Genomic DNA, 25,066 nt, shown 5'->3' on the forward strand with positions numbered 1-25,066 from the left:
TCTTACCTTAATAAGCCATTCTCTAAAGCACTAAGCTTTAAAATATACTCTTGACTTTTGTTTTTATCAAAAAAACTATTTATCTCATAAAAACTTTTTAAAGTTTTATCAATATATCTTAAATTTCCTTGAGAAATTTTTTGTAAAAACTTAAGACATTTATTTGAAAAATTCATTCCGAATTTCAATTTAATATAATCATCAAGTTCTAAAAGACTAATATTTTTCAATTTAAAACAAGCACTTAAACGACTTTTAAAATGCTCTTTTTTAAGTATATTTAACTTTTTATGAGAACTTAAAACAAAACTTATAGAATCACTATAAATCCTGATGCTTTCTAGCATTGCGTAATCATACATTCCCACTTCATCAAGAATGATTAAACTCTGACCTTGTGAAATCAAAAACTCAATTTTTTCTTTTAAGAAACTCTGATCTTTAAAATTTTCATTAATAAAATCAACATTATATTTTTTTGCCAATCTTTGCAACAATACACTTTTACCACTACCACTTTTTCCCCATAAAAAAATAAAAGCTTTTTGGCTTTCTAAAATTTGATTGATTTGATGAAAAATTTCTTCTCTAAATGGAATAATTTTACTCATAATGCTTAAATCCTAGATCTTTAAGACTTGGAGCATTTACACTATCTACTATACTTGGAGTGATAATAAAAACAATTTCAGTTGCTTTAGAATTTAAAACTTCTCCTTTAAACAAAGAACCTAGGATTGGAATTTTTGATAGAAAATTGATAGAATTTTTCTCATTAGATTTATCGTGAGAAATCAATCCACCTAAAATTAAAGTTTGATTATTCTCTACTTGCACAACACTAGAAAGCTTTTTTTGTATGGTATCAGGAGCAATAGTTCTTGGTTCTTTTTGTCGTTTATTATCTTCTGGATACTTAAAATCACTTAAGCTTGGATTAATCCTGAGCATTATTTTTCCATCATCAGAAATTTCAGGCAAGATATTGAGTAAAATGCCTACAAAAATAGAATAATTGTTATAACTTTCACTAACAGTAGTCCCATTTTCAGTGCCTTTAGAACTTTCTTTAACTTGATAATTTATAGTATCACCTACAGAAATAATGGCTTGTTGGTTATTTAAAGCCATAAGCTTTGGATTAGAAAGCACGCTAGTTTTTCCATTTTGAGAAAGAAAGTTAATAATAGAATCAAAATTTAAATTCGCCCTTAAACCCAAATTCTTAACAAAACCTTGCCCATTTTGAAACTGAATAAAAGAATTTTCATTATTTACTTGCGAATTTAAACCTATATTAAAATTTTGCCAATTAATCCCACTAGAATGGTTTTCATTTAAACTCACAGCAAGTATGCTAACATCGATAATAACTTGTTTTTTAAGACGATTTTCTAGTTTTTGCAAATAATTTTTCACACTTTTTAACTGAGAATTTGTTCCAGTTACTATAATAAGACCTGCATTGGGATTTATAATGGGAGTTTTAGCCTCATAATCTTCATGAGAATTTTTTAATAATACAATAATCTCTTTTTCTATATTTTGCCAAAAATCAAATTTTTCCATACTTTTAATCATATTGTCTTCTGCGTCATCAAAACTACCGCTATATTCACTTTGCCTTGGTTTAGCGTCTACAGACGCTTTAGTTATGCTTTGTCCTTCTCTGATAGAAGTGATATAACTTATCTTAAAAATCTTCGTATTAATGCCTGAAATTCTTAAAATTTTACCATCAAAATCATAGCTAAGATCATGCTCTTTGATAAAAAAATTAAAAATTTCGTCTAAACTCATTTGATGAATATTGACAGAGTTTTGCAATATTTCTAATTTTTCTTTGGCAATTTTATCTTTAACAATAATACTAAAAGAACAATATTTTGCAAGCTCATCAAGACTTTCTTGTATGCTTAATTTTTCATTAATACTGATATCAAAAAGACGCTTTTGGCAATCTAAAGCATAAAGATAATGGCAAAAAAGAATGTTAATTAATATTAATCTTATCATTTTTATTTATTTGGATTGCAATTTCTAAATTATCATATTGGAATTTAATCTCTTTAGTATTTATTTCATATATTATAGCATCATCAATCATATCACCTTTTTTATACCATCGATCATAAATTTTTACTTTATCAAGCATAATTGCAGTAATTTTAATATGTCTTAATTTTTCAAAAGTAGGATTCACAAATGGGTTTTGAAGAGTATTAAAATTTATACGATTTTCTTTATCTATAAGTTTAAAATACTCTTCAAAATTATCTTGTGCAAACAAAGTGCTAAAACACAATGTAGCACTAAAAATATATTTTATCAGCTTTCGACCTCATTGCTATAATCAGCCATAGCGATACGCTTAAGCTGTCTATAGCGACGTTGAGCGTCTTTTTTATTGCGTTCAAAAAGCTCAGCAGCGTGTTCAGGATTTGCTTTTTTAAGTGAATTATAACGCACTTCATTCATCAAAAATTGCTCATATAAATCCCAATCAGGTTCTTTTCCTGTTAGAGTTAAAGGATTTTTTCCTTGCTCTTCTAAACGAGGATCAAAGGTATAAAGTGGCCAATAACCACATTTTGTAGCAAGCTCACCTTGCTCTCCTGAGTAACCCAGCCCACCTTTAATACCATGAGCTATACAAGGAGAATAACAAATCACCAAAGATGGTCCATCATAGGCCTCAGCTGCAGTGATAGCTTTGATAAGATGAGTATAATTTGCCGTTGAGTTTACTTGCGCTACAAAAATATAACCATAAGTCATAGCAATTTGACCTAGATCTTTTTTCTGTATAGGTTTGCCTGCTGCTGCAAACTGTGCTACAGCTCCTGTTCTAGAAGATTTTGAACTTTGACCGCCTGTATTAGAATAAACTTCTGTATCAAGCACTAAAATATTTACATTTTCTCCACTTGCTAAAACATGATCAAGTCCGCCATAGCCTATATCATAAGCCCAACCATCACCACCAAAAATCCAGTGAGATTTTTTACTTAAATACTGTTTAAGCTCTAATATATCTTGTACGGCTTTAATATTTTTATTTTGCTCTAAAATAGGGATCATTTTATCTTTAATTTCCACAGACATAGCACCATTGTCTTTATTTGCAATCCAATCTTTAAAAAGAGCTGATAAAGCATTTGGAACTTCTTGCATACTTTCATTCATGATATGTTCAATGCGGTGTCTTGTATTTTCAGTTGCAATTTTCATACCCAAACCAAACTCAGCATTGTCTTCAAAAAGTGAATTTCCCCAAGCAGGACCGTGTCCATTTTTCACACTTTTTCTATAAGGAGTTGATGGAGCTGAACCCCCATAAATAGAACTACAACCTGTCGCATTAGCCACAATCATTCTTTCACCGAACAATCTTGTAATTAAAGTAATATAAGGAGTTTCTCCACATCCAGGACAAGCTCCATGGAATTCAAATAAAGGTTGGGCAAATTGTGCTCCTTTTGTAGTTTCTTTATTTAAAATATCATCTTTGTATGTGATTTCTTTAAATAAATAATCCGCATTTTCTTGCTCACCAAAATCCATCTCTTCTTGAAGTGGTACCATAACCAAAGATTTTTCTTTAGTAGGACACTCATGAACACAAAGCTCACAGCCTGTACAATCAAGTGGAGAAACTTGAATTTTAAAGCTTAATTTTTCTCCTTTGGTTCCTTTAGCTTCTAAAGCATGATCTTTTACACCGCGAGGTGCATTTGCCATTTCTTCATCATTGATCAAAAATGGCCTGATAACAGCATGCGGACAAACTGAAGCACATTGATTACATTGGATACAATTTGCCTCTATCCATCTTGGTACCATAACCCCAACACCGCGTTTTTCGTATTCGGTTGTGCCGTGTTCAAAACTTCCATCTTCATAACCTAAAAAGGCTGAAACAGGTAAATCATCACCCTTAGCCGCATTCATAGGTTTTACGATTTTTTCAACAAATTCAGTACCTTTATAGGCATTGGTTTGTTCTTTTTCTTTAAGCTCTAAATTTTTCCAATTTGGATCCACTTCAACTTTTACAAGTCCATCAGCACCCACATCAATAGCCTTGTAATTCATTTCTACAATAGCATCGCCTTTTTTACTATAAGATTTATACGCAAGCTCTTTCATGTATTTTTGTGCGTCTTCATAAGGAATGATTTTTGCAAGTTTGAAAAAGGCTGATTGCATAATGGTATTTGTACGATTTCCCAAACCTATATCACGAGCTAGTTTGGTTGCATTGATGATATAAAAATTTACTTCTTTTTCAGCTAAAGTTTTCTTTACTGCATCTGGAAGTTGTCTTATGGTTTCTTCAGCATTCCAAATACTATTTAAAAGGAAAGTTCCTCCTTTGCGAATTCCTGCTAAAACATCATAAATTTCCAAATAAGCCGCTACCGAACAAGCGATAAAATGCGGAGTTGAAACAAGATAAGTTGAACGGATAGGTTTTTTAGAAAATCTTAAATGGCTTCTTGTATAACCCCCTGATTTTTTAGAATCATAAGCAAAATAAGCTTGAGCGTAAAAATCCGTTTTATCTCCGATGATTTTAATCGAGTTTTTATTTGCACCCACAGTTCCATCAGCACCAAGTCCGTAAAATAAACATTCGATCGTACTTTCATCTCCAAGTGAAATTTTCTCTCCAGTACTCAGTGAAGTATGAGTTACATCATCAATTATACCTACAGTAAAGCCATCTTTTGGATTATCAAGTTTAAGATTTTCAAATACTGCTATCATTTGAGCAGGATCAACATCCTTTGAAGAAAGTCCGTATCTTCCACCCACTATAACAGGAGCATTTTCTCTTCCATAGAAAGCTGATTTTACATCAAGATAAAGTGGTTCTCCGAGACTTCCTGGTTCTTTGGTTCTATCTAAAACCGCGATTTTTTTCACTGATTTTGGCATAACATCAAAGAAATATTTTAAACTAAATGGGCGATAAAGATAAACTTTTAAAATCCCTACCTTTTCACCCTTGGCATTAAGATAGTCCACCACTTCTTCAAGTGCTTGAGTTACAGAACCCATAGCAACAATCACACACTCTGGCTCTTTGTGACCATAATAAGTAAATGGTTTGTATTCTCTACCTGTAATTTTTGAAATTTCTTGCATATATTCATTAACAACATCAGGTAAAGCATCGTAAAAACGATTGCTTACTTCTCTAGTTTGAAAATAAATATCATCATTTTGTGCTGTTCCACGTGTTTTTGGATTTTCTGGATTTAAAGCATTATTTCTAAATTCAAGCAAAGCTTCTCTATCTAATAATCTATCAAAATGCGCATAATCCATTACTTCAACTTTTTGAATTTCATGGCTTGTTCTAAAACCATCAAAAAAATGTAAAAATGGCACTCTTCCCTTAATTGCAGCTAAATGTGCTACACCAGCTAAGTCCATGGTTTCTTGCACAGAATGCGAACAAAGCATAGCAAAACCAATTTGTCTTGCTGCATAAATATCTTGATGATCACCAAAGATAGACAAAGCTTGAGCAGCCAAAGAACGCGCTGCTACATGGATTACACAGGGGAGTAATTGACCTGCTATTTTATACATATTTGGAATTTTAAGGAGTAATCCTTGAGAAGCCGTATAAGTTGTAGTCAAAGCCCCAGCTTGTAAAGATCCATGCACACTACCTGCAGCTCCTGCTTCACTTTGCATTTCTACGATTTTTACAGGAACTCCAAAAAGATTTTTTTTTCCTGCAGCTGCCCACATATCGGTATAATCAGCCATAGGAGAACTAGGTGTAATAGGATAAATTCCAGCAACTTCAGTAAAAGCATACGCAGCGTATGCAGCAGCCTCATTTCCGTCCATAGTTTTCATAATTTTACCCATTGAGACCTTCCTTATATATTGATAATTTTTATAATTTTTTAGCTATCAATTTACTATAAATTCTCTTAAAAGGCGTTTAACGAAAACTTGAAATTAGTTTAATCTAGCTATATAATTAACAGCCTCATATGCATTTAAAAATACCATAGAATGAGCTTTTAATTCATTTTCATTGCCATAGCCACAAGTTAAGGCCAAAGGAGTGATATTAGCAGAAATTGCAGCTTGAATATCTAATATTGTATCGCCTATCATATAGGCATTTTCTTGAGTTTTATTGAGTCTTTTTAAGGCTAAAATTATAGGTTCGGAACTTGGCTTTGGATTTGTGACATCTTCAAGAGTAATTAAAGTTTTAAAGAATTTTTTAACTCCCAAATAATCAAGCAGAATCGGAGTAAATTTACCTCCTTTTGTTGTAACTATACCAAGATCTGCAATTTCGCTTCCAAGTTCTAATGCTTCTTTTGCTTTAGGCAAAAGAGTGGTTTGTTCTAAATAAATTTGTGCATAAATTTCACGATAAGCTAATACAAATTCTTTACTTAAATTTACTTTATCTGGATAAAGCATTCTAAACATTTGCTCTAAAGGATAACCTATGAGATTTTTGATTTCTTCATTATTTTTAGAAGTTAATCCAAGGGCTTTAAAAGCTCCTTGGAAAGAATTTAAAATAGCATCAGTAGAATCAATTAAAGTGCCATCTAAATCAAATAAAATAGTTTTATTCATTATCTTAAAATAAATTTAGCATCCACTCTTCTATTATCCGCTCTACCTTCTTTAGTGTCATTGCTTGAGCGAGGATTATCTTGACCATAACCTACTGTTTTGATGCGACTTTTTTCTACACCATATTTTTCAAGTTCATTAGCAACACTTTTAGCACGTCTTTCAGAAAGCTTTTGATTATAAGCTCTTGAACCAATATTATCTGTATGTCCTTCAAGAATAGTATCATATCTTTCATTTTCATCTAAAACTTTTGCAATTTCTTTGATTTTTTCTTGAAAAGTTGGATTTATAGTAGTTTTATCAAAACCAAAATGACCTTCCAAAGAAATAGTTTTTTCGCAACCATTTTCATCTAACAAAGCACCTTCTCTTGGTTCAACAGGACATTTTGCTTGTGGAGCTGGACGAGTATCAGCAACTTCTTCTACAGCTTTTTCCTTTTTGCCACCAAAACCAAAACTAATACCTAAAGTTGAAACCCAATTATGGTTTGCATGATTAAAATTAATTTGATCTCTAGTTTCAAGTCTTAAAGCCAAAGAATCACTAAGACGGAATTTTACACCCGCGCCATAATGTCCAAATCCACCGCTTTTATTATCATAAGCAGCATTTGAAAAATCCTCATATCCTCCACCTGCTAAACCATAGAAATAAAATTTCTCACCTACATCAATACCTTTAATAGCACTCAAATAAGTTCTTGTAATATCTGTAGTTTTATTTGTATTTGTATATTTAACATCAGAATAATGCTCTAACCCAAATTCTAATTGATCAAGCCAAAAATCGTCAAAATGATAACCAAGTCTAACACCTGGTGCATAACGATTATCCATATCTAAATTACCTTCAAAGTAATTATAGTTTAAAGTTGGAGTGATTTCAAATTTTACATTGTTATCAGCACCAAATAAAACACTTGCCAAACCTAAACATAAGAATATTTTTTTCATAGAAAAAACCTTTCATTGTGTTATAAAATAAAAATTTAAATTTTGCAATTATAACATAAATGATAGAAAAAAGGATGAGTTTTATAAAAAATTGTAGAAAGGTGGGAAAATCCCACCAAAAATATTAACGTTTAGAGAATTGTGGGCTTCTTCTTGCTTTGCGGCGTCCATATTTTTTACGCTCAACAGTTCTACTATCTCTAGTAAGAAGTCCTTTAGGTTTTAATAAGGCTCTAAAATCAGCATCCATAGCTGCTAAAGCTCTTGAAATTCCATGTCTTAAAGCTTCAGCTTGAGCACTATAGCCCCCGCCTAAAGTGGTTGCTTTAATATCCATTGAAGTTTCTTGTTTAGTCACAAGTAAAGGTTGAACCACTTTAAGCTTAATCGCCTCGTGTCCACCAAGCCAAGTGTTTAAATCAACACCATTAACACTAATTTTACCACTACCTGGTTTTACCCATACCTTTGCGATAGCAGTTTTTCTCTTACCTGTTGCGTATGTTGTTGCCATGATTATTTTCCTTCTTTAGCAATTTGTGCAGTGTGTGGGTGCTCACTACCCGCATAGATTTTTAATTTTTTAAGCATAGCTCTGCCCAAATTTGTTTTAGGAAGCATACCTCTAACTGCTAATTTATATAATTTTGCAGGATTTTTTTCAAGTAAATCACCAAATTTTTCGCTTTTTACACTTCCAAAATATCCTGAATGTCTATGATAAAGCTTATCTTCTGCTTTATTAGCACCTGTAAATACAGCTTTTGAAGCATTGATGATAATTACATAATCACCACAATCAACATTTGGAGTAAAGCAAGGTTTGTTTTTACCTCTCAAAATTGTTGCTACTTCAGTTAAAAGACGACCAAAGCGTTTGCCTTCTGCGTCTAAAACAATCCATTCTCGTTTTACTTCGTTTGGCTTTGTTATCTTTGTCATAATTTTTACCTTTGCCAAAAATTTAAAATGTAATTGTATAAAAAATAATATTAATTTTTACTTAATTTAAGTAAAAATAAAGTTTATATTTCCAAAATTTGAATTTCATTTTCCAAACAATAAACTATAAAAGCACGCACTTTATCTTTTTGCAAAATTTCACTAATGGCGATCTTATAAGTTCCTACCTGCTCTTTATGTTTATCTTGCATAGCAAGACCTGTTTTATAATCAATTATAAAAGCTTCTTCATCTTTTAAAGCAAGCAAGTCTAATTGTTTAATTTCTCCATTAAAACTCAAAGCTTGTTCTTTTAAAAGCTTTCCATCACCAATCAAATTTTGAAATTGAATATTTTTAAGTAAAATTTCAATTCTTTTAAAAAGCTTTTCAAAATCACTCTCATCTAAAAAATGTCTAAATTTACTCTTGCATCTTTGAGTAAGTATTTGAAAATTTTCACCCTTAGGAAGTTTTAAATTTTGCATAAAAAAGTGAAAAGCATTTCCAAAATATAGTTCTTTACTATCAAGCCTTTCTTCGCTTTGAATTTCTTGCAAGGTAATTTTTTCAAATTTTTGCAAAGTTTGAATGCTTTCTTTTTTAACGCTTAAAATTTGTTCTTTGCTTTCTAAAAAACCTCTCTCTTGAGAATGTATATTTAAAAATCCCCCCTTAAAATAACTTGGATAATTTCCATTTACACTTTCTTCATTTCTTTTTATGATGATCAAACTTTCCTTAGCTCTTGTAAAAGCCACATAAAGTTTATTAATATCATCTTCATAATTTGCTCTTGTAATATTTTCTTTAAAAAGAGTATAAATAGGCTCTTTAGTAAGCTCTCGAATTTTATCTTTAATATGGAGTTGCCAACCTTGATTGATATCATATTCAAGCATGATATCTTCATTGTTTGAATTGTTTTTAGATAAACTATCAAGTAAAATCACATGATCAAATTCCAAACCCTTAGATTTATGCACACTCATAATACTAATTCCCATATTTTGTTCGCTTACTATTTTCAAAGCACAAGGCTCAAATAAAAGCTTTAAAAAATTCTCCTTAGTTTTAGCATATTCGATAAATTGTATTAAAGCGATATCATTTAAATCAAGTTTTAATTCTTTTATTAAAAAAAGTACATTTTCCATAGCATTTTTTGAAAAATCAAGGGTAATTTTTCTCGGCTCAAAACCTAAAAGTTCCTTTAAAAATACCAAGTAAAACTCATCACCAAAAATACAATATTTAGCATATTCTAAAACAAGTCTTACACTTGCTTTATTTTCAAGCAAAACATTACTTTGAGTAAATGCGGGAATATTTTGCTCTCTTAAAAAATCCAAAACCATATCTGCATCGCTATTTTTCCAACACAAAATACAAATATCATCATAAGAAATATTTTTAGATCTTAAAAAATTAATTTGCTCAAATAAAGTTTCTAAAGTCTTTTCCTTAATTTCTTGGGCTTGGTTTTTAACCTTTTGTTCCTTAGACTCCACAATACGCACAAAACCGCCTTTTTTACTTTCTAAGGCAAATTGTTCTTTATAATCTTTGATTTTTTCTTTAAAAGTTTCATTAACAAAATCAACCAAAAGCTCTTTAGAACGATAATTAGTATTTAAATTATCACTTTTAATTTGACTAAATTCTTGTTTTAACAAATCAAATAATTCTTTTTTTCCTTTACGAAAGCGATAAATACTTTGTTTTTTATCTCCTACATAAAAAAAAGTGCGATTTTTCTTAACCCCTTCTCCTGAAACAAGCTCAGCGATCAAAGGGCGTAAAATTTGATATTGGATCACGCTTGTATCTTGAAATTCATCAATAAGCAAATGCGAAATAAAACCATCTAAACGAAAATAAATCATATCCTTAAATTCACTGGTTATTAACTCATAAACTTTTTTACTCACATCTTGGAAATTTAAGGTATTTTTATCTTTATGAAATATATTTTTAGCTTCACTATAATGATTTAAAAGATTCATTAAATTAGCAATTTTATAATTTTCAAGCTCTATAGCATAAGTATTTAAAGCATTTATAAGCTCCATTCTTTTTGCACTAAAATGCAAGTTAGTACTTTCTAAATCTTGTAAATATTTTGTACTTTCAAATTTTGTCATAAAACTTGATTGCATAAACACGGATAAATCTAAAACTTCACTTTTGAAATTGTCACACAAATTTTTATAATTTTTTACATGAGTAAGACCCAAACAATAACTTCTTAACTCACTATAAGCTTTATTGATATAAGCTTTAGATGGATTTGGAATTTTAGGACGATTTTGAAAATAAGCATTCTCATAAAATTTTTCAAGCTCGTTAAAAAAATTTTCTTTCTCATCAACTAAATTAATGTAATAAGCCAAATCTTTTAATTCATCTTTTTTAAGAAGTTTTAAAAAAATCTCTCTTACATCAAGCCTCTCTTCACTCATTGTAAAATCACTACTTAAGCCCAAATTTAAAGCAAAAACACGCAAAATTTTTCCGAAAAAAGCATCAAAAGTACTAATTTTTAACTCTGTTCTTAAAAATTCTTCTTTTTTAGCATCTCTTAAAGAAATAAGCTCTTCTTTATCTTTACCTAAAAGCTTGCAAAGTTCATTGCATTCACTGGTTTTATTTTCTTTTTCTAAATTTAAAAAAGTCTCAATAATTCTTTTTTGCATTTCATTAGCAGCTTTTTTGGTAAAAGTTAAAGCTAAAATTTCATTAATCCTAGCTCCTTTTAAAATAAGTGCTACAAAACGCACACTCAAGGCAAAGGTTTTTCCGCTTCCTGCACTCGCTTCTAATGCCAAAAAAGGCTCAAATTGACTCATTTTAATTCCTTTTTATAAATGAGTTTATAAGGACAATACTCATCTTGTTCATTTTCAAACTCTATTTCTTCCTTACTCATAAGAACTAAATCTTTAAGTCTTTCTCTTAGCTCATCTAAACTTTTGGCTTTTTGATGCAATATTTGCATACTATTTAAATCATAAAAACCCACGCTTGCATTTTCATCATATAAAGCTTGGTAAAAAGCAAGTTGATAAGAATTACTTGGCACTTTTCCACTTTTATAATCAATAATCAAATTACCTTCTTTTGAACTATCGATACGATCTATAGTACCCTTAAGTTTTATACTATCTGTTCCGAGCTTTAAAATATTGTTTAACTCAAGCTCTGTATGTGCGACATAAAAGCCTTTTGAAAAATGCTCTTTTTCATTTTTAGCAAATTGTATAAATTTTAATTTAAATACTTCAAGATCAAGTTCACTGATATTGTATTTTTGATATTCTTTATCCAATAAATTTGCAAAAACTTTTATATCAAAATTATTATTTGCATAATTTTTATAATAAATTTCAAGCATTTTATGGATAAAATTTCCTTGATTTTTCGCTTTGCTTTCCTCGCTTAAAACCCTAGGTTCTGCTAAATTTAAAATATAACGATAATAATAAGTTCTTTTTTGATTTTCCAATAAATTAAAACGACTAAAAGAAAGCGGAAACTCGAAAGGATTATGCTTTAAAATAGGAGCTTTTATAGGAGTTAGATTAGGTTTTATGCCTTCATAGTCTAATTTTAAAGCATTAAGATAAGCTTTTTGGTGGATATGAGTTTCATAAAAAAAGTCAAAATCAAGTTCATCTAAAAAACGTGATTTGCTTTTTTCTTCATTTTCCACAAAGCAAATACTTACTTCTAAAGCATTCTTCATCAAGCTTTCATAATAAAATCTTTGTAAATTTTCTCTTCTATCATAGCTAATCAATCCTGCTTTTTTACGCACTTCATTGTTTAAAAAAAGCTCATTAACACTTCTTTTAGGAATAAATTCTTCATTAAAATCAACCAAAATCACTCCATCAAAACAAAGCCCACGACTTTCTAAAAGTCCCATTACCGTAACCTTACCTCCACCTACATCACTAAGGGAAAGTTGTGAAATTTGCATGAAAAAAAGATGGATCAACTCTTTAAGAGTTAAAGACTGATTTTTCAATAAATCTTTAATAAAATAAAGTTCTTTTCGTATCAAATAAATAAGCTCTTGCTTTTCATTTTCTAAAAACAAAGCAAGTAATTTTTCAAAATATTCAAAATCACATTTCTCATCAAAATACTTTTTAAACTCTATAAAATCAAGTTTTAAAGAATGTAAAAGCGTATTGTGATAATCAAAAATCATCTGCGTGTCTTCAAAATAATCCTCTTGATTTTTATAGACAAAAGAAGCACTACTAGCACTTTCATAAAGTGCTTGAAATTTTTGATAAAACAAACTCTCTTTAATACTAATTCCACTTGCAAAGTTAAGCATATTGTCTTTATCAAAAAGTCTTAAAAACTCACAAAAACTTTCATCTGGAGTTATAACTGCAATATTTTCAGGCTTTAAACCTTTGCGTACAAAATGTGAAATTTCATCCATAACAAAAGCACATTGCAAAGCCCTTAATTCAAAAGATTTGAGTTTCATTTTTGAATTTTTTGTTTTAAAAATTTCTTCTTTTAAGATCTCTTGTTTTGAAAGATTGATTTCATAATGAGTGTTTATTTTTAAATCAAATATTTTTAAAAAATCAAGTTTTAAAAGATATTCAAGATTAAATTTACTCGTTTTAAAACTTAAAACCACTTCTTTAATCTGAGAAATTTCACTTAATAAATTTTCTTCAAATTTACTTAAAAAACCTTGCAAATCATAAACTATAGCTTCATACTCATCTAAAAAATCTTTATTAAGAGTGTAATTTTTAGGTAAAGAAAGATCATCATAAAAAGAATTCTTTTCAAGCAAAGCAAGATAATTCTTATATACCTCATCTAAAATTTCCAAATGTTCATTATAGGTGGCATAATAATCATTGTTTTTAAGATCTTCTATGCTTTTTTTTTCCAAACTCAGTTCTTTAAAAAAAGAAAAAAGATATTCGTTATTTTTCAAAAAAGCAAAAAATTCTACCGAAATTCCTAGTTTTTTTTCTAAATCCTTACTTTTTAGACAAGCTTCTTGCATTAAAAGCAAACTTTCATAAGAACTTGCTTTATGAAAATTGCTCAAACAAACTTTATCTAAAAATTCACCTATATGAATAGCACTATCTAATAAAGCATTTTGCTGTTTTTTTTGATTATAATATTCTCTAATTTGCCTTGAAGAGCTAAAAATTCTTAATTTCATTGAGCATTTAATTCGTAGCTAAAAAAACCCACTGTTTCTTGATTTGCATAAAACTTTAGCTTAAGCTCCCATCTACCTTTATCTAATTTAGGTAAAGCGATACTTAAAATTCCATTTTTAACTTGTCCTTCTAACTTTTGATCAAAATTTTTAGTGAATGGTCTTGTAAGAAGAACTTGAACTTTTAAATCATTAGAATTTATATTTTGTAATGCAGAAATTTTAAAATTTGCAACATAGGAATTTTGATCCACTTCATAACTAGGAATTTTTCTTTTACCTATAAAAGTGATTTTATCATTTTGAAAATTTACTTTAAAAAATTTATCAAAATTTACTTGTTGTTTTTGTATTTGATTGTAATTATTTTCAACATTTTGATAAGAGTCAAAATAAAAATCATCCTCATACACAGGATGGTGACTTGCTATAAAAATCGTTACAATACAAGCAATAATTATAGCCAAAAGTGAAAGCAAAATACCATAAGGCCAAAAACTTTTTTTAGTTTCTAACATTTTTTTTCCTCTTTATTCTTCTTTGTGCATAGTATAACAATGCAAAGCAAATAAATCCATAGATAAGTATTCTTAAAATATTGATAGTATCACGATTTGCATTACCTATAGAATGTTCTAATTGTAATCCCAAGGATTTTGCCACACGATCTACAATATCTGCATAACCATTAAGTATAGCAGCATTATAAATATCACCTTTATTTGTAGCTAATATCGGCAAAATAGATCCTGTTCCAGGATAAGGACTAAGCACAGCTTCTTTATCAATCAAAGCTAAAGCACCTTTTGAGCCCACTATATCAACTTTGTGAGAATTTTTTGACAAAAGAAGCAATATATAAGATTGAGGAAGTTCTTTTTGTTTATTTAATAAAGTTTCAATTTCAGTTTTATCACCAACCATAACGCCGATAAAAATATTACTTTTTTGGTAAAGCTCTTTTCCTATAAGATTAATCTCGTTACTTACTTTTTGACTTAAAATATTTTCATTAAAAAGTACAGCATCAAGAGCAAAAACCCTAGAAGGCAATAAAACAAAGAAGAAGATAGCTAAAAAAAAGCCATCTTGTAATATTTTTTTCATCCTATATGAAGATGATTTACGGTCAAAACCGACCAAGCGGTGATTGCAGCAGCAACAACTAAACCAATAACAATTAAATATTCCAAAGCCTTACTCATTGTGCTTCCTTTATACTTCTATGATCTTGTTCTTTTGAACCAAACATCTTTACACTTTGTACATCTTTAAGACTATATGGCTTTTGCATCACTTCTTGCTGAGCTTTAAGACCCCAAATAGTTAAAACTGCTAAGATAGCAAGCAACAAAACCGTAGCAATTAACATACCTGTAACACCTGAAAGAGAAAACACGCATCTATTATTATTTTCCATCATTCACCCCTTGAAAGAGAAATTACATACTCGCCAACAGCTTCTTTTTGAATATCATTAAGTGTTGGAAAACTCGGCATTGTTCCTATAAAACCAGCCTTACCACTATGTAAAACATCTACTACAAAAGCTGCAGAACCGTATTTTGTAAGATCTGGGAACATTCCATCTTGACCTTTTCCATCTTCTCCATGGCATGCTGCACAAGTTGCATAAGCTTCTTTACCTTTTGCTACTAAATTTTCATTTGCAGTTTTCTTAATAGCTGAAAGATCTTTTGCTACATAAGCAGCAATAGCAGGGATATCTTCTTCTGCTACACCTAAATCAGCAGCACCAAGCATTTCTCCACCTGGAAAATTCATACCTTTTGAACCATGTTTAATTACATTGATTATACCTTCTTCACTACCCCAAATATTTAAATTTTGAGCTTTACCATTGATACCATCTCCTGTAATTCCATGACAAGCCGAACACTGAACTAAAAAGATATTTTGACCCATTGCTATTTTATCTTCAGGAGATAAATTTTTAAATTTTTCTTCAAATTTTGTATTATGAGTTGCTACTTCTTCATTATATTGACCTATACTTGAAAAAGAATTTAAAGGATATCCCCATAGAAAATACCAAATAGCCCAAACAATAGTCAGGAAAAATACCACAGCCCAACCAGTAGGAACAGCATTTTTATACTCTCCTATTCCATCCCAACTATGTTCACTAAGCTCTGACTCGCCTTTTTTTTCTTTCATTTGCTTAAACATTCTACCCACAATAACCAGTGTGATTAAAATGATAAGAATAGCTCCAATTAAAGATAAGAGATTAACATTATCTTCTAAATTTAACCATTGCATTAAGCACTCCTTTTACTTTCTAATACACTATCATCAATATCATCTTTTAAGGCAAGGTTTGCATAATTTTCATAATTTCTCTCGCCTTTTTTTTCTGTTCTATATAAATGATACAAATACGCATATAATACTATTGACAAAAACATCACGAGTGCAAAAAAACCATAACCTTGGAAAATCTCCCACTCATGTTTTTGAACTGTTGCTAAATCAAATGTGATTAAATTTTTAATCACATCAAAAACTATTGATAAATGTTCCATCATCTTACTTTAAACTATTTAAATAAGCGATCAAAGCAACTATTTCTTTGATTTCACCTTTAGCAAAAGCATCTTTTACTTCTTGATTTTTCATTTGATCAACTATAGCCTGAGCTTCAGCTTTTACTTCAGCTTGTGCATCCTCCCAAGAACCAAGTTTTGTTCCATTTTCTGCATCATAAGGAACATTGAAAACTTTTTTCACAGTTAAAGCCTCAGCATAAGCAGTTTCAATATCTGCATTATTTTTAAACATATGCTTATATGAAGGCATAATAGAATCTGGAACAACAGAAGTAGGATCCCACATATGATTTTCATGCCAATCAGCCGTTCTATAATTTCCTACACGAGCAAGATCAGGTCCTGTTCTTTTTGAGCCCCAAAGAAAAGGTCTATCATAAGCAAATTCACCACTTACAGAATACATACCATAACGATCTGTTTCTGATTTAAATGGACGAATAAGCTGTGAATGACAAGCATTACAACTATCTTTAATATATACTGCACGCCCTGCAAGTTGTAAAACCGTATAAGGTTTTTTACCTTCAATTGGTCTTGCATTTTCTGCAAAATTTGGTAAAACTTCAACTATGCCTGCATAAGCAATCACTACAAAAACAGCTACAGCAAAAAAGAATGGATTTTTTTCTAACCAACTAAACATATTTTCTCCTTTTTATGCTGCCATAGGCGAAGCGCTTTTTGGTTCTTTATCAAGCACTCTTCCACAAGCAATTGTTTTGTAAATATTATAAGTAAACATAAAGAAACCGATAAGATACAACAATCCACCAATCGCTCTAATCCAATAATAAGGAACAATAGCCACAACAGTATCAATAAAGCTATAAAGCAAGTTACCATACTCATCTGTCGCTCTCCACATCATACCTTGAGTAATACCCGCAATCCACATTGAAGCAAAATAAAGAACTATACCTGTGGTTTGGATCCAAAATTGAGCTTCCATTAAAGATTTGCTATAAAGCTCTCTTTTGAAAACTCTAGGAGTCATATGATAAAGCGCAGCCATAGTCATAAATCCTACCCAACCTAATGTTCCATCATGAACATGTCCTGGAATCCAATCTGTAAAGTGTGCTAAAGCATTAACAGATTTAATTGAAAGAATTGGCCCTTCAAGTGTTGAGAACATATAGAAAGTTGATGCCAAAATCATAAATTTAATCAACGGACTCTCGCGAAGCTGACTCCACTCACCTTTCATAGTAAGCAAGATATTAATCGCTGAACCCCAAGAAGGTAAAATCAATACTACAGAGAAAACCGAACCCATAGTTTGCATCCAATCAGGTACAGTTGAATAAATCAAATGGTGACCACCTGCCCAAAGATAAACAAACATTAAGCCCCAAAATGCAAATAAAGAGAGTTTATAAGAGAAAATCGGCTGACCACTTTCTTTTGGCAAGAAGTAATAAATTTGAGCAATAATACCCACAGTAAATACAAATGCCACAGCATTATGTCCATACCACCATTGTACTAAAGCATCATTTGTTCCTGCATACATTGATACACTATGCCACCATTTACCCATTCCAGTAACAAAATAAGTTGGTACTTCCATGTTGTTAAAAAGATAAAGCATAGCTATACCTAAAAATGTAGCTATATAATACCATAGAGAAATATAAAGGGTTTTTTCACGGCGAATTCCAATAAGTCCAAAAATACTTACACCCCATAAAACCCAAACAAGAACAACAAGAATATCTAAAGGCCACTCAAGCTCTGCATATTCTTTAGATGTAGTCACACCCATAAACAAAGATATAACAGCTAAAACCATAGTAAGCATATAAAGCCAAAAATGAAGCTTACCAACAGCCATTAAAAATCTTGACTCAGCCATACTCACTTTAAGAACACGCTGACCTATATAATACCAAGTTGCCCAAATCCCTGAAAGCATAAAACCAAAAATCACACCCGAAGTATGAAGTGGTCTAAGTCTTGAAAAAGTGGCATATTCTCCTGCTAAATAGTTTAAATTAGGATATGCCATTTGAAAAGCTATAAGAGTTCCTATAGCCATACCAACAATGCCGAACAATATGGTCGCAAACATAAAATATCTTGTAACCGTATAGTCGTAATTTAATACATTACCTGGATGCATCGACTTTCTCCTTAAAATTTTTGATAACAAGAGAATATTATAGAATATTAATTATACATTTTTTCTTAAAAACAACAATTTTGTTAATCATTTGTTATGCTTTATATTTTAAGGTTAAATCAGTCTTATTTATTGATATTTATCTTATAACCTAAACTTGGCACATTTTTTATAAAATCTTCACCCACTTTATCTCTTACTCTTTTTATAAAAGTTCTAACAGCAGTATCGCTCACATGTTCACCTATCCAAACATTTTTCTTAATATCTTCATGCAAAACCAAAGCCCCAGGTTGCTTTAAAAGCAAAGAAATAAAAGCCAATTCTTTTTTAGTTAAAACAATTTCTTCACCACTGTAAATTAAAGTTCGTTTAGTTTTGTTAAATTGATATTCTTCAGAAATTTTTACAAGCATATTTGCTTCAATTTTTTCACCTATCAGATAATCTAAAACTTTAAACAACTCTTCTATATCAACAGGTTTAATCAAATATTTATCTATACCAATATCAATAGAACGCAAAAGTCTCTCTTTCTCTGAATACGCACTAAGAACAACAATTGGAACATCATCTGAAATTTCTTTAATCTCTCTTGCCATATCCAGTCCATCCATAATAGGCATAGCAATATCTGTGATAACTAAATCTGGCTTAAATTTTTTAAATTTTTTAAGCCCCTCATCTCCATTTTGAGCTCCGATTACTTTACTAAAGCGTTCGCTTAATATATTAATCATTGATTCTCTAGCCTTAACCTCATCTTCAACTACTAATATTATCAATTCTTTACATTCTTGTGACATTTCTACTCTACCCTCTCTTTTAGTTTTAAAAATATCTCAAAACAAGCCCCGTCTTTTCCATTTTTAACTTTTATTTTTCCTTGGAAACTTTCGATAATTTGTCTACTTATATAAAGTCCTACTCCTATACCTTGACTAGGATGTTTTGTTGTAAAATAAGGTTGAAAAATTTTATCTAAATTTTCTTTATCAATCCCACCAGCATTATCTTTTATTGTAATTTTCAGATAATTTTTTCCAAATTTTGAAAAATTTATTGTTATGATTTTCCTTTTTTTGTTTTTAAATGCTTCTATTGAATTTAAAATCAAATTAAGAAAAACTCTTATTAAACCATTCTCATATGCCAAAACTTCATAATCACTTTTCGAAACAATATTAATATTTACATGATTTTTTTCTATAGTTTCAAAAGCAATTTCCAAGGCTTTATTTAAAGTCTCTTTTATAAATACACACTGCTCTACTCCTTTGTTAAACAAAGTTCTAAACACATCAATTGTTTCTGACATATTTTTAATCATATCTTTTGATTGTGAGTAAATTTCAGCAAATCCTTTTTCATCTTTAAGATTTTGCTTCATTTGAAACATGGCAATACCGAGCTCATTTAACGGTTGTCTCCATTGATGTGCTATATCGCTAATCATTTGTTCTAATGAAGATTTCAAAATCTCTTCATATGCTATTTTAATATCTTTTTCATTTTTTTCCAAGGCAATTTGCATTTTTTTCTCAAATTTTTTACCTAACTGTATAAATTCTTGTTGGTGATTTTTAACTGTATTTTCAAGATTAATACTTAATTCTCTTAATTTAGCGTGATTTAGAGCAAGCTCTTCATTAAGCTTAAAAGAATTACTAACATCATGAGAGAATGCTACTATTTCTATTAATTCATTATTTTTATCCAATATGGGGATTAATAAAGTTTCAAGATAGAAAGTTTTGCCTAATTTATCAATATTTTTAAAAATAACTTGATAAGGTTTTTTATATGAAAGTTTTTTTAAAAGTTCTTCAATATAACATTCCTCAACATCTGGATGTTTAAATATTGAATGTTTTTTTCCTATAAGCTCTTTTTTACTATATCCACTTATTTGACAAAGTTTATCACTGACAAAAATTAAATTTCCTTGAACATCAGCTCTTGAAAAAATTGTATTTTTTTCAAGAGCTTTAAAAAACTGATCTTTAAAAAAATCTTTCATTGAAAAGCCTTAAAACCTATATAGGCAAGATTTATACCGTAACAAACAATAACGCCATACGATAAATAATTAAATAAATTTTTCAAAAAATCACTAAAAAACTGTGAAATTTTAGAAAAAAATAACATCGCAGGTAAAGTTGATATTCCAAAAATCATCATTACCAAAATACCTTCAAAAATATTTTGCTTACTCATTGCATTGGCTATAAAAAAATACACCAATCCACAAGGAACAAAACCATTTGAAAATCCTAAAAATATGGCTGATTTTAATCCTTTAAAATTTTTAGATTTTTTAATAATTTTCTTTACAAAACTATCAAAAAAAACATTATTTTCAATAAAAGATAACATATTGCCTCTAAAAATAAGAGCAAAACCCAAAATCATCATAAATATACCAAGAATAAAAAATGACAAACTTTGAACCTTAGCATTGATTGCCAAGATATTCCCAAAAGTCCCAAAAATTATCCCTAAAACAATATAAGCAAAAATTCTAAACAAATGATAAATAAAAGTTAATAAAAATAAATTATTGCTTTTTGAATTCAAATTTATAAAAAGTAAATTAAAACCACCACACATAGAATAGCAGTGTCCAAAACTAGATAAAAAAGCAACGCTGATAATAGCTAAAAAATCTATACTCACATCAAATTCATAAATTCTTTAAAAATATACTTACTTTCATGAGGACCTGAAGAACTTTCTGGATGATGTTGCACTGAAATAATAGGATAGTCTTTATATCTTACTCCTTCAACATTATCGCCAAATAAATTTCTATGAGTGATATGAGCCACTTGAGCTAATTCTTCTGGAACATTATAATTATGATTTTGTGCGGTAATTTCTACCGTTTTTGTATCAAGATTGATCACAGGATGATTTGCTCCATGTTGTCCAAATTTCATTTTATAAGTTTCATATCCAAAAGCATTACTTAAAAGCTGGTGACCTAAGCAAATTCCAAGCATAGGAATTTTAGCTTCTGCAAGTTTTTTAATCTCTGCAATCTCTTGTTTTAAAATCCTTGGCTCACCTGGACCATTAGAAAGAAACACGCCTTGAATTTCACCTTTTTTATACAGAGTAATCAACTCATCTGCTTTAACATTATATGGATAAACTTCTACTTCAAAACCTACTTCTACAAGTTCATTTAAGATATTTGTTTTAACACCATAATCTATAACAGCAACTTTTTTCTCACTTCTTTTAGCATCATTAAATTTTTGAAAACTAGCGTTCCAAACGCCTTGTTTATGAGAATAATTTTTCTTAGTGCTAACTTCTTTTACAAAATTTACTTCATCAATTTTTGCTGATTTTTCTAAGGCGATTTTTAAATCTTCTTTATTTGAAATTTCAGTTGAAATTACAGCTCTTAAATTGCCATTATTTCTTATCATTTTTACTAGATATCTCGTATCAAGTTCATAAATTCCTATTTTTCCATGTTTTTCAAGATAATCTTGCAGACTTTCTTTAGCGCGAAAATTTGAAAAACTGGAACTTAATTCACGCATTAAAACACCACTTGCAAAAATTTCCTTGCTTTCATTATCATTTTCATTGGTTCCCACTATACCAATTTCTGGCATGGAAAATACGATAAATTGCCCTGCATAAGAAGGATCTGAAATAATTTCTTGATACCCTGTTAAAGAAGTGTTAAATACAAGCTCTCCAAAAAAAGTACCGCTCTTTCCAAAAGCCTTAGCACTTAAAAAAATATCATTTTCTAAATAAATATAAGCCTTCATTAAAACATACCTTTTTTTCTGAGCTCTTCTTGATAGAGTTTTTCAAAGATAAGATCGTATTCTTCGCTACCTGGAATAGGTTTTGTTTTATAATTGCTAATTTTCTCATAAACCTCATCTTCAAGTTTTTCATAAATTTTAAGATAAGACTCTATGCTTGAAAAGATTAAATTTTTAACTCTATTTTCACTCACTATAAAATTAATATAATCATTCTCTACAAGTTCTTCTAAAATTTGATGCGCTAGATGATTATGTCTATCTTCAGAATCTAAAATCACATTAAATTCAGGAGCTAACTTTTTCTTCACAAGCCAAAACATATTTTTACGATCTACTTGCATAAGCTCCATTTCATCTTCTTGTTGCTCTAAAAGCTCTTTTACTCTTTCATCTAATTTTCTTTCATTTAGAATATCTTTCTCTAAAACTTCTATTATACATACCTTAAGCTTTTCTAATTGATCTTTAATTTCTACAAAAGAAGAATTAGCTATATCTAACATCATTTTATTTGCGATATAAGGAATATGTGGTAATTTTATACGCATCTTAAAAACCTTTTATTTGATAATGTTTGAAATAATAGCTTATTTTTGGTAAAAGAATGTTAAAAATGAAAAATTTTCATTATTTTAATCACCTAATTACTAGCATTATTATCTAAATTTTTCAAAAGCAAAGTAAGCTCGCTAGCTTTTTTTGGATCCATTTTAGATAAAACACCTGAAATTTTACGCGATTCCAAAGAAAGCATTATTTTGCTTGCATCCTCTGCATCCATTTGACTTAAAACATCTGCAATGGCTGCATCTTTCATTTGGGAATAAATTTCTTTAACCCTACCTTGTGTTTTATCATTGATTGAATTTAAAATCTTTTGTTGTTCTTCTACAAGCCTTGCGTTTTCAAGCTTTAATTCTTCAATTTTTGCCAAAGTCGCATTAACCTCAGCCTCTTTTTTTTCTAAATTTTCAAGCCTTTCTTTTTGCAAAGCTTCAAAAGAGGCTTTATAAGCTTCTAAAGATTGTCTTGCTTCATCAAATTCTCTAGTTTGCAATTCAATTTGAGCTTTTCTAGCTTCAAAATACTGCTCACAATCTTGTTCAGCTCCAAAAACTACACTTGAAATAAAAACTAACAATATAAATTTTTTAATCATCTTTTTCTCCTTTGAAAAAACGACTGATTGCAATTTCATCTAAAAATTTTTCTTCAGCCTTAGCAAGTTCTTTTTGCTTTTGTTTAATTTCCTCGGCTTCTAAAACCTTCATTTTTTCATAATCTAAATGTGCTTTTTGATATAAAAACTGATAATGATTCATTTCTTTTTTAGAAAGTTCTACTTTCTCCTTAGCTCTTGCCAAAGCCTCGCGTCCTACTTGTGCCATACTTAAATTCGATCTTAACTCTGCTATAGATCCTGATTTTGGCAATACGCCTAAACTTTCACACTCTTGGCGTGAAAGTTCATAAGCTTTTTCATGTTCAAGCTGTCTTTGTTTGGCTTGATTAAGATTTGATTCTGCTTTATCAAGTTGTTGTTTTCTTACCTTTACAACAGAATTATATTTACTTTTCATAAGATGATAGTATCATCTCTTTCAGGGCTAGTAGAAATATACTTTACCTTAACCCCTGCAAGCTCTTCAAGTCTTGCTATATATTTTTTAGCATTTTCTGGCAATAAATCATAATCTTTTATACCAAAAACTTTATCCCAACCATCCATTTCTTCATAAATAGGTTGAACATTTTCTAAATCACTTGGTATATAGTCGATTTCCATACCCTTATATTCATAAGCACGACAAATTTTTATCTTTTCAAAACCATCTAAAACATCAAGCTTCATCAAAGATAAAGCATCAAGACCATTAAGCCTTGCTGTATATCTTACAGCAACCGCATCAAACCATCCACAGCGTCTTTTGCGTCCCGTGCTTACGCCAATCTCTTTTCCAATTTGCGCAATTTTTTCTCCATCTTCGCCCTTATCCTCAGTAGGAAAAGCTCCATTTCCCACACGCGTTGCATAAGCTTTTACAATACCTATAATATTTCCCGCTTCTTTAGGATTTAACCCAAGTCCTGTTAAAGCGCCTGCTGAAATAGTACTTGAACTTGTAACATAAGGATAAGTTCCATGATCAATATCAAGCATAGAGCCCTGAGCTCCTTCTAAAAGTACTCTTTTATCTTCATCTAAAGCCTTCCAAAGCATTCTTGTAGTATCTGTAATATAAGGAGTTAAAATTTCATTAAAACGTTTTAAATCAGCAAGCAATTCTTCAGCACTTGGAATTTCAATTTCAAGCATTTCAAAAAAAGTTTTATTAGCTTCAAAATCTTTTATCAAAGCCTCGCAAAGTCTTTGTGGTTCTAAAAGCTCTCCAACTCTATGTCCTGTACGATTAATCTTATCTGCATAAGAAGGTCCTATACCCTTACCTGTTGTTCCTATGGCATTTTTGCCTTTGAGCTTTTCTTTTGCAATGTCTATTAAAGAATGATGTTTTAAATTTAAATGAGCTCTATCGCTGATATATAATCTACCTTTTAAATTTTCAAATTGAGCCATTTCAGCAATCAATACTTCAGGAGAAACCACAACTCCATTTCCGATAATATTAATACATCTTGGATGCAAAACTCCACTTGGCATAAGATGAAGCGCATATCTTACACCATTTACCCAAATCGTATGTCCTGCATTGTGTCCACCTGCACTTCTGCAAACAAAATCATAATTTTCACATAATTTATCAACTACCTTACCTTTTCCTTCATCGCCCCATTGAATGCCGACAATAATATCTGCTTTGCTCATAAAAATTTCCTTG

26 protein-coding genes are annotated in these 25,066 nt (G+C 30.1%); all 26 read right to left on the reverse strand.

Features of this window, described 5'->3' with window-relative positions; all coding sequences use genetic code 11:
* Nucleotides 1-2: 2 nt before the first annotated feature.
* The 26 genes from FBF06_RS08215 to FBF06_RS08340 all read right to left on the reverse strand — a co-directional run bounded on the left by FBF06_RS08215 (nt 3) and on the right by FBF06_RS08340 (nt 25,053).
* Nucleotides 3-611 (reverse strand): ATP-binding protein, encoded by a 609-nt coding sequence (locus FBF06_RS08215; protein ID WP_002851464.1) that lies wholly within the window; start codon nt 609-611, stop codon nt 3-5.
* Entirely contained in the window at nt 604-2,016 is a 1,413-nt protein-coding gene (gene mshL / locus FBF06_RS08220; RefSeq protein ID WP_002856543.1) for a pilus (MSHA type) biogenesis protein MshL, read from the reverse strand. The genes FBF06_RS08215 and mshL overlap by 8 nt, the downstream gene beginning before the upstream one ends.
* Complete coding sequence (locus FBF06_RS08225; RefSeq protein WP_002855438.1) at nt 1,994-2,305, reverse strand: hypothetical protein; 312 nt, start codon at nt 2,303-2,305, stop codon at nt 1,994-1,996. Before FBF06_RS08225 ends, mshL begins: the two co-directional genes overlap by 23 nt.
* A gap of 23 nt (nt 2,306-2,328) precedes the next feature.
* Nucleotides 2,329-5,889, reverse strand: coding sequence for a pyruvate:ferredoxin (flavodoxin) oxidoreductase (gene nifJ / locus FBF06_RS08230; protein ID WP_002851382.1), 3,561 nt, complete (start codon nt 5,887-5,889; stop codon nt 2,329-2,331).
* Nucleotides 5,890-5,982: 93 nt separating this feature from the next.
* On the reverse strand, nt 5,983-6,624 hold the full coding sequence (locus FBF06_RS08235) for an HAD family hydrolase (protein ID WP_002855494.1): 642 nt from the start codon (nt 6,622-6,624) through the stop codon (nt 5,983-5,985).
* Entirely contained in the window at nt 6,624-7,583 is a 960-nt protein-coding gene (cadF, locus tag FBF06_RS08240) for a fibronectin-binding outer membrane protein CadF (RefSeq protein WP_002858867.1), read from the reverse strand. The genes FBF06_RS08235 and cadF overlap by 1 nt, the downstream gene beginning before the upstream one ends.
* Nucleotides 7,584-7,707: 124 nt before the next feature.
* Nucleotides 7,708-8,097, reverse strand: a complete 390-nt coding sequence (gene rpsI / locus FBF06_RS08245; RefSeq protein WP_002851459.1) for a 30S ribosomal protein S9 — start codon at nt 8,095-8,097, stop codon at nt 7,708-7,710.
* Nucleotides 8,098-8,099: 2 nt separating this feature from the next.
* The gene (gene rplM / locus FBF06_RS08250; RefSeq protein WP_002779321.1) at nt 8,100-8,525 is read right to left on the reverse strand and encodes a 50S ribosomal protein L13; all 426 of its coding nucleotides are present in this window, start codon (nt 8,523-8,525) and stop codon (nt 8,100-8,102) included.
* A gap of 83 nt (nt 8,526-8,608) precedes the next feature.
* A complete protein-coding gene (locus tag FBF06_RS08255; protein WP_004314265.1) occupies nt 8,609-11,374 on the reverse strand; it encodes a RecB-like helicase in 2,766 nt (921 codons plus the stop codon).
* Nucleotides 11,371-13,737 carry a PD-(D/E)XK nuclease family protein gene (locus FBF06_RS08260; protein WP_002923421.1) on the reverse strand — a complete coding sequence of 789 codons (2,367 nt, stop codon included), beginning with the start codon at nt 13,735-13,737 and terminating at the stop codon, nt 11,371-11,373. Before FBF06_RS08260 ends, FBF06_RS08255 begins: the two co-directional genes overlap by 4 nt.
* The gene (locus FBF06_RS08265) at nt 13,734-14,255 is read right to left on the reverse strand and encodes a FixH family protein (RefSeq protein ID WP_002851150.1); all 522 of its coding nucleotides are present in this window, start codon (nt 14,253-14,255) and stop codon (nt 13,734-13,736) included. The genes FBF06_RS08260 and FBF06_RS08265 overlap by 4 nt, the downstream gene beginning before the upstream one ends.
* A complete protein-coding gene (locus FBF06_RS08270) occupies nt 14,242-14,844 on the reverse strand; it encodes a hypothetical protein (protein ID WP_002851454.1) in 603 nt (200 codons plus the stop codon). The genes FBF06_RS08265 and FBF06_RS08270 overlap by 14 nt, the downstream gene beginning before the upstream one ends.
* Nucleotides 14,841-14,942, reverse strand: coding sequence for a hypothetical protein (locus FBF06_RS08275; protein ID WP_002858872.1), 102 nt, complete (start codon nt 14,940-14,942; stop codon nt 14,841-14,843). Before FBF06_RS08275 ends, FBF06_RS08270 begins: the two co-directional genes overlap by 4 nt.
* Nucleotides 14,939-15,160: a DUF4006 family protein gene (locus tag FBF06_RS08280; protein ID WP_002858873.1), complete on the reverse strand. Its 222-nt coding sequence runs from the start codon at nt 15,158-15,160 to the stop codon at nt 14,939-14,941. The genes FBF06_RS08275 and FBF06_RS08280 overlap by 4 nt, the downstream gene beginning before the upstream one ends.
* Nucleotides 15,157-16,020 carry a cbb3-type cytochrome c oxidase N-terminal domain-containing protein gene (locus FBF06_RS08285; RefSeq protein ID WP_002851306.1) on the reverse strand — a complete coding sequence of 288 codons (864 nt, stop codon included), beginning with the start codon at nt 16,018-16,020 and terminating at the stop codon, nt 15,157-15,159. The genes FBF06_RS08280 and FBF06_RS08285 overlap by 4 nt, the downstream gene beginning before the upstream one ends.
* Nucleotides 16,020-16,283 (reverse strand): cytochrome c oxidase, cbb3-type, CcoQ subunit, encoded by a 264-nt coding sequence (locus FBF06_RS08290; protein WP_002804842.1) that lies wholly within the window; start codon nt 16,281-16,283, stop codon nt 16,020-16,022. The genes FBF06_RS08285 and FBF06_RS08290 overlap by 1 nt, the downstream gene beginning before the upstream one ends.
* A gap of 4 nt (nt 16,284-16,287) precedes the next feature.
* Nucleotides 16,288-16,953: a cytochrome-c oxidase, cbb3-type subunit II gene (gene ccoO / locus FBF06_RS08295; protein WP_002851187.1), complete on the reverse strand. Its 666-nt coding sequence runs from the start codon at nt 16,951-16,953 to the stop codon at nt 16,288-16,290.
* Nucleotides 16,954-16,965: 12 nt separating this feature from the next.
* The gene (gene ccoN, locus FBF06_RS08300) at nt 16,966-18,432 is read right to left on the reverse strand and encodes a cytochrome-c oxidase, cbb3-type subunit I (protein ID WP_002860335.1); all 1,467 of its coding nucleotides are present in this window, start codon (nt 18,430-18,432) and stop codon (nt 16,966-16,968) included.
* 125 nt (nt 18,433-18,557) lie between these two features.
* Nucleotides 18,558-19,238 carry a butyrate response regulator transcription factor BumR gene (gene bumR, locus FBF06_RS08305; RefSeq protein WP_002858876.1) on the reverse strand — a complete coding sequence of 227 codons (681 nt, stop codon included), beginning with the start codon at nt 19,236-19,238 and terminating at the stop codon, nt 18,558-18,560.
* Between the two features lie 2 nt (nt 19,239-19,240).
* Nucleotides 19,241-20,452 (reverse strand): butyrate sensor histidiine kinase-like phosphatase BumS, encoded by a 1,212-nt coding sequence (gene bumS / locus FBF06_RS08310; protein ID WP_002851243.1) that lies wholly within the window; start codon nt 20,450-20,452, stop codon nt 19,241-19,243.
* Complete coding sequence (locus FBF06_RS08315; protein ID WP_002867237.1) at nt 20,449-21,108, reverse strand: sulfite exporter TauE/SafE family protein; 660 nt, start codon at nt 21,106-21,108, stop codon at nt 20,449-20,451. Before FBF06_RS08315 ends, bumS begins: the two co-directional genes overlap by 4 nt.
* Nucleotides 21,105-22,223: a glutamine-hydrolyzing carbamoyl-phosphate synthase small subunit gene (carA, locus tag FBF06_RS08320; protein WP_002851156.1), complete on the reverse strand. Its 1,119-nt coding sequence runs from the start codon at nt 22,221-22,223 to the stop codon at nt 21,105-21,107. Before carA ends, FBF06_RS08315 begins: the two co-directional genes overlap by 4 nt.
* Complete coding sequence (locus FBF06_RS08325) at nt 22,223-22,774, reverse strand: DUF507 family protein (RefSeq protein ID WP_002851269.1); 552 nt, start codon at nt 22,772-22,774, stop codon at nt 22,223-22,225. Before FBF06_RS08325 ends, carA begins: the two co-directional genes overlap by 1 nt.
* 92 nt (nt 22,775-22,866) lie before the next feature.
* Nucleotides 22,867-23,385 (reverse strand): MotE family protein, encoded by a 519-nt coding sequence (locus FBF06_RS08330; RefSeq protein ID WP_002851265.1) that lies wholly within the window; start codon nt 23,383-23,385, stop codon nt 22,867-22,869.
* Nucleotides 23,378-23,806, reverse strand: coding sequence for a flagellar export protein FliJ (locus FBF06_RS08335; protein WP_002797496.1), 429 nt, complete (start codon nt 23,804-23,806; stop codon nt 23,378-23,380). Before FBF06_RS08335 ends, FBF06_RS08330 begins: the two co-directional genes overlap by 8 nt.
* Complete coding sequence (locus FBF06_RS08340; protein ID WP_002855302.1) at nt 23,803-25,053, reverse strand: adenylosuccinate synthase; 1,251 nt, start codon at nt 25,051-25,053, stop codon at nt 23,803-23,805. The genes FBF06_RS08335 and FBF06_RS08340 overlap by 4 nt, the downstream gene beginning before the upstream one ends.
* Between the last annotated feature and the right edge of the window lie 13 nt (nt 25,054-25,066).

The sequence above is a fragment of the Campylobacter sp. CFSAN093227 genome, from assembly GCF_012897855.1.
Classification (GTDB): domain Bacteria; phylum Campylobacterota; class Campylobacteria; order Campylobacterales; family Campylobacteraceae; genus Campylobacter_D; species Campylobacter_D jejuni.

Bases quoted from the DNA above. Each gene is read 5' to 3' on its own strand.
- FBF06_RS08215 (WP_002851464.1), bottom strand. From the start codon at position 611: ATGAGTAAAATTATTCCATTTAGAGAAGAAATTTTTCATCAAATCAAT.
- mshL (WP_002856543.1), bottom strand. From the start codon at position 2,016: ATGATAAGATTAATATTAATTAACATTCTTTTTTGCCATTATCTTTAT.
- nifJ (WP_002851382.1), bottom strand. From the start codon at position 5,889: ATGGGTAAAATTATGAAAACTATGGACGGAAATGAGGCTGCTGCATAC.
- FBF06_RS08235 (WP_002855494.1), bottom strand. From the start codon at position 6,624: ATGAATAAAACTATTTTATTTGATTTAGATGGCACTTTAATTGATTCT.
- cadF (WP_002858867.1), bottom strand. From the start codon at position 7,583: ATGAAAAAAATATTCTTATGTTTAGGTTTGGCAAGTGTTTTATTTGGT.
- rpsI (WP_002851459.1), bottom strand. From the start codon at position 8,097: ATGGCAACAACATACGCAACAGGTAAGAGAAAAACTGCTATCGCAAAG.
- rplM (WP_002779321.1), bottom strand. From the start codon at position 8,525: ATGACAAAGATAACAAAGCCAAACGAAGTAAAACGAGAATGGATTGTT.
- FBF06_RS08255 (WP_004314265.1), bottom strand. From the start codon at position 11,374: ATGAGTCAATTTGAGCCTTTTTTGGCATTAGAAGCGAGTGCAGGAAGC.
- FBF06_RS08260 (WP_002923421.1), bottom strand. From the start codon at position 13,737: ATGAAATTAAGAATTTTTAGCTCTTCAAGGCAAATTAGAGAATATTAT.
- FBF06_RS08265 (WP_002851150.1), bottom strand. From the start codon at position 14,255: ATGTTAGAAACTAAAAAAAGTTTTTGGCCTTATGGTATTTTGCTTTCA.
- FBF06_RS08270 (WP_002851454.1), bottom strand. From the start codon at position 14,844: ATGAAAAAAATATTACAAGATGGCTTTTTTTTAGCTATCTTCTTCTTT.
- FBF06_RS08275 (WP_002858872.1), bottom strand. From the start codon at position 14,942: ATGAGTAAGGCTTTGGAATATTTAATTGTTATTGGTTTAGTTGTTGCT.
- FBF06_RS08280 (WP_002858873.1), bottom strand. From the start codon at position 15,160: ATGATGGAAAATAATAATAGATGCGTGTTTTCTCTTTCAGGTGTTACA.
- FBF06_RS08285 (WP_002851306.1), bottom strand. From the start codon at position 16,020: ATGCAATGGTTAAATTTAGAAGATAATGTTAATCTCTTATCTTTAATT.
- FBF06_RS08290 (WP_002804842.1), bottom strand. From the start codon at position 16,283: ATGGAACATTTATCAATAGTTTTTGATGTGATTAAAAATTTAATCACA.
- ccoO (WP_002851187.1), bottom strand. From the start codon at position 16,953: ATGTTTAGTTGGTTAGAAAAAAATCCATTCTTTTTTGCTGTAGCTGTT.
- ccoN (WP_002860335.1), bottom strand. From the start codon at position 18,432: ATGCATCCAGGTAATGTATTAAATTACGACTATACGGTTACAAGATAT.
- bumR (WP_002858876.1), bottom strand. From the start codon at position 19,238: ATGTCACAAGAATGTAAAGAATTGATAATATTAGTAGTTGAAGATGAG.
- bumS (WP_002851243.1), bottom strand. From the start codon at position 20,452: ATGAAAGATTTTTTTAAAGATCAGTTTTTTAAAGCTCTTGAAAAAAAT.
- carA (WP_002851156.1), bottom strand. From the start codon at position 22,223: ATGAAGGCTTATATTTATTTAGAAAATGATATTTTTTTAAGTGCTAAG.
- FBF06_RS08325 (WP_002851269.1), bottom strand. From the start codon at position 22,774: ATGCGTATAAAATTACCACATATTCCTTATATCGCAAATAAAATGATG.
- FBF06_RS08330 (WP_002851265.1), bottom strand. From the start codon at position 23,385: ATGATTAAAAAATTTATATTGTTAGTTTTTATTTCAAGTGTAGTTTTT.
- FBF06_RS08335 (WP_002797496.1), bottom strand. From the start codon at position 23,806: ATGAAAAGTAAATATAATTCTGTTGTAAAGGTAAGAAAACAACAACTT.
- FBF06_RS08340 (WP_002855302.1), bottom strand. From the start codon at position 25,053: ATGAGCAAAGCAGATATTATTGTCGGCATTCAATGGGGCGATGAAGGA.